Genomic DNA, 12,112 nt, shown 5'->3' on the forward strand with positions numbered 1-12,112 from the left:
AGCATTCCGGTGCCTACGGCATGGGCGTGGATTACGCCTACACCATGGTGCACAAAGCGGAAGCCCGCCTGCCGGGCAACCACCAGACCCTGGCACCGGTGCCGGCCCGCTAATCTGCCTGGCCGGCCGGTGCGCCCTGCGCCGGCCGGCCCCGTTGCCGCACGTTACCACCATGTTGCTGAAGACCTGTATTTTGTCATCAGGCGCAGGTATTCTTATTGGCATTCTTATGCCTGATGGCCGTCCATTCACCGTGCCGCGACTGCGCCCGGCGTGACCGACACCCCTCCACCTTCTGATGATAAAACTTCTTAGGGAAGCGTGATAATTAAGGATAACAGCATGCAGCTGTCGCAGCGCATCGTCGTCGTCGATGATGAACGTTCTGTCCGCAAGAGTTTAACCAACTTGCTTGAGTCCGAAGGCTATGCGACGCAAGCCTTTGAGTCGGCAGAATCTCTTCTTGGCGATGAAGCAGCGATGGCCAACGCCGCGCTGTTTATCATTGATGTACAACTCAAAGGCATGGACGGTTTTGAGCTGTTCATTAACCTGACCCGGCAGCTCAAAAACCCGCCAGGCATCATTATTTCCGGTAACGGCAACGAGAACACGCTGAACTATGCCATCAGCCTGGGGGCCATCGCCTTTTTGCCGAAGCCTATCGATATCGATACGTTGTTTGAACATATCCATCAGCAGTTTTTCTCAAACGCCAACCGCCTATGACTGCCCATCCGCCCGCGTCAGAGCGTGCAGAAAGCCACGCGATTGTCCTGCCCGGCGAGGCGGTGTTCAGCGCCCTGGTGCAGGAGGGCCATATCGAGTGGCTGTCATGCCGCGATCCGGCCACCGGTGACACCTTCACGCTTGCCACGGCCGCCTCAGACGACGCCGTTTACCCCGTCACGCAACTGCTGAAAAATGAGTGTTCATTGCGGGCAAAACTCTCTGAGCAATGGGCGCTGAAACCGCTGGGGCATACCCTTTACAAAGGCCGCTACGCGCTGGTTTTCCGCCCCTTCGCCTACCGCACACTGGCCGATACCCTGTGTGTGCCGCCCGGCCCGCTCCAGGCATTTCTGCACAGCGCCGTGATGCTCTGCCAGGCGCTGGGGCAGATGCACCAGCAGGGGCTGGTACACGGGGACATCAAACCGGCCAACTTTTTCTTCCTTGAAGAAGGAAAAGTGCATCTGGGCGGTTTCGGGCTGGCCGCGGTCGACACTCAGGTGGTTCAGCAGGCGAGGATGCCGGTCACGGGCGGGACACCGGCCTACATGTCGCCCGAGCATACCTCCCGGACGGCGCACCCGGTCAGCCGCGTCAGCGATCTCTACAGCCTGGGCATCGTGCTGTATGAGCTGCTCACCGGCAAACTGCCCTACGGCAATGCCGGGGGCGGGCACGATGAATGGGTGCACCACCACATCGCCTCGGAAGCGCTGCCGCCGCACAGCCTGCGCAACGAGGTGCCGGCCGTGCTCTCGTCGATTATTTTACGCTTGCTGGCCAAGTCACCGGAATACCGTTACCAGACGGCAGAAGGCGTGATCGCCGATCTGCGGCGCTGCCAGTCCAACCTGATGCCTGACGGTATTATTGAAGGCTTTACCCTGGGGTTACAGGATGTGCAGCATTCCGCATTATCTGCCGAGGCGCTGTTTACCGAACACCCCCAGGCTGCCGCGGTGCTGGCCGCGTTTGACGACGTCAGCCGCAGCGGCAAACACAGCCTGGTCGCCATCGGCGGCACGCCCGGTGCCGGTAAATCCTCCCTGCTCGCGTCGGTGCTGAAAACGCTGCGCAACAAAAACGCCCTGCTGAGCGTGGTGAAAGCGGATCAGCATTCGCCGGTATTGCCCTATGCGGTGTTTACCACCGCCTTCAGAACGCTGGTGCTCCACCTGCTCGGGCTGCCTGCCGACGACATGGCAGGCTGGAAAAGCCACCTCACGCGGCGGCTGGGCAGCGCGACCGGCCTGGCGGTCAACCTTTTGCCCGAGCTGGGCATCCTGCTTAACCAGCCCGCGGCCATGCACACGCAGACTTACTCGCCCGATGCCGGGGACCGTTTCACCCTGGCGGCCTGTAGCCTGGCGAAGGCCTTTACGGCACCGGGCAGGCCGCTGGTGTTGCTGATTGATGATATCCACTGGGCTGACCAGGCGACCCTGCAACTGCTGGGCAGCCTGCTGAGCGCCGGCGAAGATATCCCGTTGTTGCTGGTCATCACGCACCGGGACGCCGTGTCATTGCCCTGCCCGGACGTGGCCGCCCGCCTTACCGGCCTGCGCGCGGCGGCCCACCGGATTGTGGATATCACCCCCCAGCCGTTGTCGGTCAAACAGATCGCCCGCTGGCTGGCCGGGCTGCTCCATACCCGCAGCGCCGCCACCCTGGAGCTGGCGGAGATCATCCATGAAAAAACCGCCGGCAACCCGCTCGCCACGCGGGAATTTTACCGGCAGGCGGTGCGGGACAACCACATTACGCCCCTGGCACCGTTTAAATGGACGTATGACGCCCCGGCACTGAAAAACTGCCACTACACCGCCAACGTCGCCGCCGGTGTCTTAACCCACCTGGAAACCCTGTCTCCTGCTGTCCGCCTGCTGCTGGGAAAACTTGCCTGTGCCGGCAGCACCGGCGAGCTGGAGGTGATGGGCAACATTCTCGCCACCCCGGTGGCGGAGATAAAGGCCACCCTGTTACCGGCCGTCACTGCCCGGCTGGTCAGCCTGACCGGCACCGGTTATGCCTTTATGCATAAAAGCATGCATGAGGCCGCGCTTAATTTACTGGCACCCGACGAAAAAGATGCGTTCCATTACGCCGCGGCCTGCCATTACGCCCAGGCCGCCGGCCAGGACAGGGGCGGTGCCCTGCTTTTCTGGGCCGCGCACCATGTGATGTCGATCAAACAGGCCCGCGGCCTGGTCACCGAGACGGAACCCGTCTGCCGCCTGCTGCTTCAGGCGGGTAAGCAGGCCAAAATGACCGGGGATTACGTCTCTGCCCTGCGCTATTTACAGGCTGCCCGCGGCTTCAGCGAAACAGAAAGTCATCACAGTGACAGCGAGCTGCTGCTTGAAGAGGCGGAGTGTGAGTTCTTAAACGGCAACCTGCCGGCGGCGCTGGAGGCAGGCTCAAAAATCCTGGCCTTGCCGGGTGACATGACGGACAAAGCCGAAGCGGCCTGTCTGGTGGCTGAAATCCATATGCGCCGTTCTGACAGCCAACTGGCGCTGGAAACGGCGCTCGCCTGGCTCTCGGTGTTCGGCATCCGGTTGAAACGCTACCCGGATAAAGCGGAGTGTGACGCGGCCAGGCTGCTGCTGAAACAGGATGTCGGCAAAAACCCCTACACCCGGTTCCGCACCCTGCCGCGCCTGGATTGCCGAAAAACCGAAGCCATCATGGACCTGATGGCCAGCGCCAGCACGGTGGCTGCGTTCATCAGCCCGCGCCTGCAATTTATGATCCTGTGCCGGTTGCTGCACCTGACGATGGCCCACGGCATCAGCGGTGCCTCGACGCTGGCGCTCTCCTGGTACGGCGTGGTCTGCGGCGACCAATATGACGAGTACAGCCGCGGCTTTGCCAGCACGCTGCTGGCGCGGGAGCTGGTGTATAAGCATGATTTTGTCAGTTATAAAGCCCGTACGCTGTTGCCGATAGACCAGGTCAGTATCTGGACGATGCCCCTGACCTACGCGATTGAGTGCGCCAAAGCGACCTTTGATGTCGCCGTGGAGAATGGCGACCGGACGACCGCCTGTCTGGCGCTGCGCCACCTCACCATGAACACCCTGGCCCGCGGCGATCACCTGGACAGCGTCCACACCGCGATCACCCGCGGCATGGTGTATGTGCGCAAAGCCCAGTACCGTGACGTGGAAGTGATACTGCGTATGCAGCGTGATTACGTGACGTTCCTGCGTAAACCCAGCGGCGGGGCGTTCAGCGGTGACCAGTTCCAGACGCCGCCGATCAACGCGGCCAGGCCGGAACTGGCCGTGGAACCGCTGTTTTTGATGCAGTTCTGGAGCCGCCTGTATAAAGGCATGGCGCACTTTTTTGCCGGGGAATATGACGCGGCCGGGCGCTTTTTTGCCGAGGCCGCGCCGTTGACGGCGTTCATCCCCGGCCATGTCCATATCCTGGATTTCCACCTGTACAGTGCGCTGGCGCTGTCGGTTCCCCTGACCCCCGCTGAGTTTGACAGGCAAAAGCGCCGGGGTTTTATGCGCCACCTGGAGAAAGTGGTCACCTGGGCGAATGAGAATGCCAAAACCTTCGCCGACAAAGAGGCGTTGCTGCGTGCCGAGCTGCTGAGGCTGGGCGGCGACGCGACACAGGCAATGGAGCACTATGAACAGGCCATCGCGCTGTCACGCCAGGGGCAATTTTCTCATCTTGAAGGGCTGGCCTGTGAGCTGGCGGCGCGTGCAGCCTATGACCGGGGCATGGCGTTTGCCGGTGATGCCTACCTGAAAGGCGCGATGTCCGCCTGGGATCGCTGGGGGGCCGGGGCAAAAGTGCGCCAGCTTGAGATGCGCTACCCGGCGCTGGCCAACCAGACCCCACAAACGGCATTAAACACAGTGGCGTTTGAGCAAAGCGCCCTCATCAGCGATTTGCAAAGCATGGTTACCGCGATGCGGGCGCTGACGGAAGAGATCGACCTCCACCGCCTGATCAACATCCTGATGGTGATGCTGGTGGAACGGGCCGGTGCCCAGCAATGTATGCTGATCCGCCTGACCAAAGATAACGTGCCGGAGATTCAGGCCAGGGCCACCACCACCGTGGAAGGGATCAAAGTTAAAATCGTCAACGAGCTGCCGGTGGCGACCGATCTGCCGCTGTCGATCCTCTCTGCGGTGATCCGTACCGGCCGGGAGATCCGCACCGGCAAACCTGAAGTCTTCAGCCCGTTCAGCCAGGACAATTACCTGGTGGCGTCAGGCGCTGCGGTGATGTGTGTGCCGATGTACCGCCAGGCCCAAATGGTGGGGGTGCTCTATCTCGAAAACCGGCTGATGCCGGATGTGTTCACCGCTGAGCATTCACGGATTGTCTCCATGCTTGGCGCGCAGGCCGCCGTCTCGCTGGAAACGGCCCGCCTCTATGCGGAGCTGCTGGATGAAAACATCCAGCGCCGCAAAATAGAGAAGCAGTTGCGCGCCAGCCAGACGTCCCTGATCCTCGGGGAAAAAATCAGCAATACCGGCACATGGCACTGGATGCTGGAGCCTGACATCCAGCTGATCTCGGATGAATACAAACGCATCATGGGGCTGCCGCCCGGCCAGACACGCACCTCCATGGCGGAGTTCCAGAGCCGCGTCCACCCGGATGATATCGGCAGCCTCAAAGAACTGATCGACACCAGCGTGCTGAACGGGGCGGTGATGCAGGCGGAGTTCCGCATCATCCGCGATGACGGCGAATGCCGTTACATCAAAGGCATTGGCGAACCGGTCGAAAACTGGCCGGAGGTGGCGGAGTATTTCGGCACGCTCACGGACATCACCGCGCAACGCCACTCAGAGGATGCCGTGCGGATTGCGCAGGCTGAGCTGGCCCGCGTGGCGCGCGCCACCACCGTCGGCCAGCTTACGTCGTCGATCGCCCATGAGATAAACCAGCCGCTGATGTCCATTGTGGCCAATGCCGGGGCCAGCCTGCGCTGGCTGAAACGCGACCCCTTGCATCTCGACAATGCCACCCAGAGCATTGAAGAGATCATCCGCGAGGGGCAGCGCGCCGGTAACATCATCCGCGGGTTACAGGCGCTCACCCGTAACCAGGTGTCAGAGTTCGCGCCGGTCAGGCTGCACCTGATCACGCGGGATATCCTGGCTTTGTCCCGGCAGGAGCTTGAACGCCGTTCGGTGTCGCTGGAGCTGGATTTGAGCGCGCAGCATGATGAGGTGTGCGGCGAGAGCGTCCAGATCCAGCAGGTGCTGCTGAATCTGGTGATCAATGCCATCGAGGCAATGGCCGATAACCGCGGCGCGCGCACCTTACGCATCGCCTCCGCCAACCTCCCGGCGGATCGCCTGCGCATTGAGGTCGCGGATAACGGCACCGGCCTGTCTGACGAGGTGTTGGGGAAACTCTTCGATTCGTTCTATACCACCAAGGCAGAAGGCATGGGGATGGGGCTGACCATCAGCCATGAGATTATTAAACGGCACGGCGGCGTGCTTAATGCAGAAAACCGCCTGGGCGGGGGCAGCCTGTTCTGGTTTACCCTGCCCCTGAGCACGCCGGATAACAGGTGACGGCCGCGCGCCCGGCAGTGACGCGGGCGCGCCGGTAAATACCGGCACATCCGGGTAAAAAATGCCCCCCGCGTTTCAATTATCTTTTCGTATACCTATCCGTTTGTATAGCTACTGTTTCTCTCTTTTTACGCTGATAATCTTCCTACGGTTTTTATTTCAGGCATCGCGCTATTCTCAGCGGATGCCTGAAACATTGCGGGATAATTATGTTTCAGCCTACCTTCAGCCCGTCACCGGCTTATTCCCCGCATAACAGACGGGAAAATATCAGCCCGGCACCCACGGCGAATATCGTATTGCATAATGAGAGAGTGTCACTCGCGATCATTATCCCGTCATTATTGCCGGGAGGGCATGATGTCAGGATTATGGGCGGCCTGTCCGGACATATTAGCGCGCGGGACGACGCGATCTTTGCCGTGGTGCAGCAGATGGTGGCGTGGATTGAACATAATCTGGATGAGCGTTTGTCGGTGGAGAAAATTTCCCAAAAGAGCGGCTATTCCGTCTGGCATTTCCAGCGCAAATTTGTGCAGTTCACCGGGCTGAATGTGTATGAATACGTCCGCATACGCCGGGTCATCAGCGCCGCCTTTGCCCTGACCCGCACCCGGAAAAAGATCCTGGAGATTGCCGTTGAAAATGGCTTCAGTTGCCAGACTGCCTTTACCCGCACATTGCGGAAAATGACCAGGCTGACACCGGGCCAGATGCGCCGGCAATTTACCGGCCACGATCAGGGGCTGATACATTTTATTGGCGCATTGCTCCACCCGGCAAATAACCGGGAAGAGTCCGCTTCTTTCCTCTGACGCCAAAATGTTGAGTCGTGCGTTATTTGCGGTTGGAGCTGACGGCATATAACGCAACACTTAACCTATTTGTGATGTATTGACTGACTTACAGGGAATATTAATGAAAATTAAAATGAGCGCGGTCGCGATATTATTGGCGGCCCAGATGTCGGCGGCCTTTGCGGCCGATAATGACAATACCCCGGCACCGACAGCGGGTGTGAACGCCTTTCTGAACGTCCTGAACGGCAGCGGCGGCAAACCGATTGAGCAGCTTTCGCCTGCCGCCGCCCGTGAGGTGCTGATCGGCGCGCAAAAAGGCGCGGCCTTGCCGCCTGCCGTTGTCTCTGAAAAAGTGATCACCGTGTTGGGGCAGCCTTTGACACTCACGGTTGTGAAGCCGGAAAACAGTACCGGTAACTTGCCGGTGTTTATGTTCTTCCACGGCGGCGGCTGGGTGCTGGGGGATTTCCCGACCCACGAACGTCTGGTGCGTGATCTGGTCAACGGGTCGGGTGCCGCGGCGGTGTTTGTTAACTACACGCCTTCGCCGGAAGCGCACTACCCGGTGGCCATAACCCAGGCGTACGAAGCAACCAAATGGGTGGCACAGCATGGCGGGGAGATTGGCGTCGACGGCTCACGCCTGGCGCTGGCAGGCAACAGCGTCGGCGGTAATATGGTGGCGGCGGTGGCCCTTCAGGCGAAGCAGTACCATTCACCGGCTATCCGTTACAGCGTCATGCTGTGGCCGGTGACCGATGCCCACTTTGACACCGCCTCGTACCAGCAATTTGAAAACGGCCATTTCCTGACCAGAAATATGATGAAGTGGTTCTGGGACAACTACACCACCTCAGAAAAAGACCGCAATAACATCTTCGCCTCGCCGCTGCGGGCCGACAGTGAACAGCTCAAAGGCCTGCCGCCGACGCTGATCCAGACCGCCGAGCTGGACGTGCTGCGCGACGAAGGGGAAGCCTTTGGCCGCAAGCTGGATGCCGCCGGTGTGCCGGTGACCGTCACGCGCTATAACGGGATGATTCACGACTATGGCCTGCTCAACGCCCTGAGCCAGGAACCCACCGTCCGCACGGCGCTGCAACAAGCCTCTACAGCACTGAAAACCCACCTGCAATAATCAGGGGCCGGCAGCGGGGCGCTGCCGGCATCTGTTCCAGAGCGGCAGGAAAACAGGCCTGCCGCTTCCTGCGTGATCAGCATATGAAAACAGCACACCGCCATTAACATCATGTTTATGCCTGGAAGCCCCCGGCAAAAACGGCCATTATGCAGGGTATCGTTAACCGCTTTTCGCCGGGCAGAGCGCCGGTGGATGTTTTTGGGAAAGCGGGTTACTACTTCTTCCCCACCCTGAAAAGGCGAATAAACAGGCGAATTATGGCTGAGATGATTCAGATGCAGGGCGTCATGCCGATCCTGTCCGTGGATGAGGATATTGCCGCACAGCTCCGGGCATTCGTGCAGGATAAAGACGCCTTTTCGCCGAATACCTGGCGGCAGTTGCTGAGCGTGATGCGCAGTTGCTGCCGCTGGGCGCAGGCGCACCAGCGCACGTTCCTGCCGATGTCCCCGGACGACCTGCGGGACTACCTCACCTTCCTGCAAACCTCCGGGCGGGCCTCTTCCACCATTTCCACCCATGCGTCCCTGATTTCAATGTTACACCGTCACGCCGGGCTGGTGTCGCCGAATAGTTCACCGGCGGTGTCACGCACCATGAAGAAAATCAACCGGGTGGCGGTGGTGTCCGGCGAGCGCACCGGGCAGGCGGTGCCGTTCCGGCTGGCGGACCTGATGGCGCTGGATGCAGGCTGGGCAAGCTCGCTGCGGTTACAGGCGCGGCGCAACCTCGCTTTTTTGCATGTGGCGTACAGCACGCTGTTGCGGGTCAGTGAACTGGCGCGTTTGCGGGTCGGGGACATTACGCAGGCGGAGGATGGCCGCGTGATCCTGGATGTCGGCTATACCAAAACCATCGTGCAGACCGGCGGGTTGGTCAAAGCGCTCAGCGCCCTCTCCTCGCAGCGCCTGATGGAGTGGATCGCCATTGCCGGGCTGGCCGGAAAGCCGGACGCCTACCTGTTCTGCAAAGTCCACCGCACCAATAAAGCAATCGTGACGACACGCGCGCCGCTCAGCACCCCGGCGCTGGAAGCGATTTTCGCCCAGGCCTGGCAGGCCGCCGGGCAGGCGAAAACGGTAAAGGCGAATAAAGATCGCTACCTCGGCTGGAGCGGCCACAGCGCCCGCGTCGGGGCCGCGCAGGACATGGCCCAGCAAGGCTACAGCGTGGCGCAGATCATGCAGGAAGGCACCTGGAAAAAGCCGGAAACCCTGATGCGCTACATCCGCAATGTGGAGGCACACCAGGGCGCGATGGTGGACTTGATGGAGAAAAAAAGCCGCCGGTGAGGGTTCTGGTTTTCCGGCGGTGTCACCACGATCACCGGGAAGCGCCGTTCCCCTCTCCTGCCTCATTCAGGGCCTGAAGAATGTTCTGCGCAGCCACCGTCCCCATTTTCACGTAAGACGCGTCACTGACCCCGCCAATATGGGGTGAAAGAATCACATTGCTGATTGCCTGCCAGCGATGCGGCGCCGTCAGGGGTTCGCTGCTGAAGCTGTCCAGCGCCGCCCAGCGGAGTGTGCCGTCATTCAAGGCATGAACGAGTGCCGGTTCATCAATCAAACCGCCGCGGGCGGTATTGACCAGAATGGCACCGCGTTTAAAACATGCCAGCGTACCGGCATTGATCATTTCACGGTTATCCTCCGTCAAAGGGCAATGCAGCGAGACCACATCAGCCTGCGCGAGAAGCTCATCAAGCGTGCTGACCGCATCGCAGCCCGCCGGAAACTCCCCGGCATAGGGATCGCAGGCGATGACGCGCATACCAAACGCCTGGCCGGCACGTGCGACCCGGCGCCCAATCGCCCCCAGGCCAATAAGCCCGAGCGTTCTTCCTTCCAGCTCCAAAGACTTATGCACGGACTTGTCCCAGTGCCCTTCACGCAGGCGCGCATCAAGCGTCACCACAGATTTTGCACAGGCGAGGATAAGCGCCCAGGTATGCTCGGCAACGGCCGCAGCATTCGCACCCGGCGCTGAACAGACGCGAATATGCCGCGCGGCAGCGGCCGGCTGGTCGATAACGTCGATGCCGCTGCCGTGCTTGGAAATCACTTTCAGTGCCGGGGCCGCATCCATGACAGCCGCCGGGATTTTGCCGTAACGCACCAGAATGGCGACCGGGTTATGCCGGCGGCAAAGGGTGATCAGTTGCGCTTCATCAGGCTGTTTGCCGGCAAACACCAGCTCATAACCGGCCAGCAGTTGCAGCGCCTCATCGGCCAGATCACTGCCTGTAACCAATACCACGGGACGACGGTTCATCAGAGGCTCTCCCCTTCATCCAGCATACCGGCACTGCGGAGGGCATTTTCCAGCCAGGGTGCGCGTGTATCCCCGGCACGGATGGCCGCGATGCGGCGCGTCTCCCCTTCCAATTTTTTCTTCGCGAGCGCAATAACGGCGTTGACGTCGCCCCGCGGAATGACGACCACACCATCCACGTCACCCACCACCAGATCGCCCGCCTGCACCTGTGCGCCCGCCACGGACACCGGGTAGTTCACCCGCCCCGGAATGAGCTTGGTAGGGCCGCAGGGATTAAGCCCGGCGGCAAAAACAGGGTAGTCCTGCTTAGCCAGGGTATCGGCATCGCGCACCGCACCGTCGATGATGATGCCGGCAATCCCCGAGGCTTCTGCCTGGGTCGCCATAATCTCCCCCAGCAGCGCACAACTGAGATCCCCTTTGCCATCAACCACAATCACATCACCTGGCTGGGCAACAGCAAGCGCCGCATGGATGGCCAGATTATCCCCGGGGCGCACTTCCACCGTCACGGCCGGCCCCGCTACTTTCATGTTTGGCGACAGCGGTTTAATCCTGCCGTGCAAGGTGCCCCGGCGCCCGGCCACATCTGCCAGGATCGCGGCCTGGTATTCAGCAGCAAGACGGACATCTTCCGCGGACACGCGTGTTATCTCACGGTTAATCATGGGTTGAGTCAGGTTGGTCATAGCCCCTCTCTAGTTTTACTGTGTAAAACACATGTGTACAATATAAAACAACTATAGCGGGGCTTGACTGGGGTTAGCCATACCCCCGGCCCTGTTTGTGACGTAAACACGAGGTGACTCACAAAAATTCAGGTACACTCGGGAGACGTCAAAAAGGAGAAAGTAATGGGTAATGAAGGTGTTATTGCGGTGGAAAAGGCACTGGCGCTGCTTGACTGCTTCCGCCCCGGTGACAACAGCCTGACGCTGACGGCACTTGCTCAGGCATCGGGCTATCACAAGACCACGGTGTACCGTCTGATGAACTCCCTGGAGCGGATGAATTATGTCGTCAGGCATGAGAACGGCAGCTATGGGCTGGGGCCGCGCCTGCTTTATCTTGGCAAACTCTACGAGCAATCTTTCCATCTGGCGAGCGTCGTGCAACCTGAATTGCAGCAGCTGGCTCAGGCCACCAGTGAAAGTGCCAGCTGGTATGTGATTGAAGGCGGCCAGCGGTTGTGCCTGTTCCGTGCTGAGGCGTCTGAAGGCCTGCGCCACAGCCGCCTGCCGGGCACCACCTTTGCTCTGGATGATTCCGCCATTGGCCAGGTGCTGCGCCACTGGGGGCGGGAGGAAGCGCTGTTTAACCATGAGCCTGTACTGCCCCTTTACACTTCAGGCGCCCGCGACCCCCATACCGCGGCTTTCGCCATACCGGTATTTGGGGTCAACGACAAGCTGATAGCGGCACTGGCGCTGACCGGGCCCGCTTCGCGGCTGGTGGAATCCCGCCGGGATGACGGCGTCGCGCAACACATGTTCAGCACAGCCGCCCGTTTGTCGCTCAAGCTCGGTGCATCAACACGTTTTTGTGAAACGCTCTATGGGGCGGACGAGGCGGGAAGCACCGCATAACGAAAACAGCCGATG

8 protein-coding genes and 1 pseudogene are annotated in these 12,112 nt (G+C 60.4%); 7 read left to right on the forward strand and 2 right to left on the reverse strand.

The features are described from left to right. From JK232_RS17535 to JK232_RS17560, 6 genes and pseudogenes are all read left to right on the forward strand, one after another. Positions 1–113: pseudogene (locus tag JK232_RS17535) on the forward strand (hydrolase); the annotation flags it as partial. A gap of 229 nt (positions 114–342) precedes the next feature. After that, entirely contained in the window at positions 343–729 is a 387-nt protein-coding gene (locus JK232_RS17540; RefSeq protein WP_072932333.1) for a response regulator transcription factor, read from the forward strand. Further along, positions 726–6,293: an ATP-binding sensor histidine kinase gene (locus JK232_RS17545; protein WP_212589464.1), complete on the forward strand. Its 5,568-nt coding sequence runs from the start codon at positions 726–728 to the stop codon at positions 6,291–6,293. Before JK232_RS17540 ends, JK232_RS17545 begins: the two co-directional genes overlap by 4 nt. Before the next feature lie 209 nt (positions 6,294–6,502). Next, entirely contained in the window at positions 6,503–7,108 is a 606-nt protein-coding gene (locus JK232_RS17550) for a helix-turn-helix domain-containing protein (RefSeq protein WP_101835399.1), read from the forward strand. Positions 7,109–7,211: 103 nt separating this feature from the next. Then, positions 7,212–8,231 (forward strand): alpha/beta hydrolase, encoded by a 1,020-nt coding sequence (locus JK232_RS17555; protein WP_101855080.1) that lies wholly within the window; start codon positions 7,212–7,214, stop codon positions 8,229–8,231. A 260-nt stretch (positions 8,232–8,491) separates the two neighbouring features. Continuing rightward, on the forward strand, positions 8,492–9,526 hold the full coding sequence (locus JK232_RS17560; protein WP_241522411.1) for a tyrosine-type recombinase/integrase: 1,035 nt from the start codon (positions 8,492–8,494) through the stop codon (positions 9,524–9,526). 31 nt (positions 9,527–9,557) lie between these two features. Here the strand turns inward: JK232_RS17560 and JK232_RS17565 are convergent, their stop codons facing one another. Both JK232_RS17565 and JK232_RS17570 read right to left on the reverse strand, forming a co-directional pair. Next, the gene (locus tag JK232_RS17565; protein WP_072932327.1) at positions 9,558–10,508 is read right to left on the reverse strand and encodes a hydroxyacid dehydrogenase; all 951 of its coding nucleotides are present in this window, start codon (positions 10,506–10,508) and stop codon (positions 9,558–9,560) included. Then, positions 10,508–11,200, reverse strand: a complete 693-nt coding sequence (locus tag JK232_RS17570) for an RraA family protein (RefSeq protein ID WP_072932325.1) — start codon at positions 11,198–11,200, stop codon at positions 10,508–10,510. The genes JK232_RS17565 and JK232_RS17570 overlap by 1 nt, the downstream gene beginning before the upstream one ends. Positions 11,201–11,365: 165 nt before the next feature. Between JK232_RS17570 and JK232_RS17575 the strand changes: the two genes are divergently transcribed. Beyond that, positions 11,366–12,097, forward strand: coding sequence for an IclR family transcriptional regulator (locus tag JK232_RS17575; protein ID WP_101855077.1), 732 nt, complete (start codon positions 11,366–11,368; stop codon positions 12,095–12,097). The last annotated feature ends 15 nt before the right edge of the window (positions 12,098–12,112 follow it).

This window comes from Nissabacter archeti (assembly GCF_018257325.1).
Classification (GTDB): Bacteria; Pseudomonadota; Gammaproteobacteria; order Enterobacterales; family Enterobacteriaceae; genus Chimaeribacter; species Chimaeribacter arupi.

Excerpts from the sequence above, each read along its gene's own strand:
- JK232_RS17540 (WP_072932333.1), top strand. The coding sequence starts at position 343 with ATGCAGCTGTCGCAGCGCATCGTCGTCGTCGATGATGAACGTTCTGTC.
- JK232_RS17545 (WP_212589464.1), top strand. The coding sequence starts at position 726 with ATGACTGCCCATCCGCCCGCGTCAGAGCGTGCAGAAAGCCACGCGATT.
- JK232_RS17550 (WP_101835399.1), top strand. The coding sequence starts at position 6,503 with ATGTTTCAGCCTACCTTCAGCCCGTCACCGGCTTATTCCCCGCATAAC.
- JK232_RS17555 (WP_101855080.1), top strand. The coding sequence starts at position 7,212 with ATGAAAATTAAAATGAGCGCGGTCGCGATATTATTGGCGGCCCAGATG.
- JK232_RS17560 (WP_241522411.1), top strand. The coding sequence starts at position 8,492 with ATGGCTGAGATGATTCAGATGCAGGGCGTCATGCCGATCCTGTCCGTG.
- JK232_RS17565 (WP_072932327.1), bottom strand. The coding sequence starts at position 10,508 with ATGAACCGTCGTCCCGTGGTATTGGTTACAGGCAGTGATCTGGCCGAT.
- JK232_RS17570 (WP_072932325.1), bottom strand. The coding sequence starts at position 11,200 with ATGACCAACCTGACTCAACCCATGATTAACCGTGAGATAACACGCGTG.
- JK232_RS17575 (WP_101855077.1), top strand. The coding sequence starts at position 11,366 with ATGGGTAATGAAGGTGTTATTGCGGTGGAAAAGGCACTGGCGCTGCTT.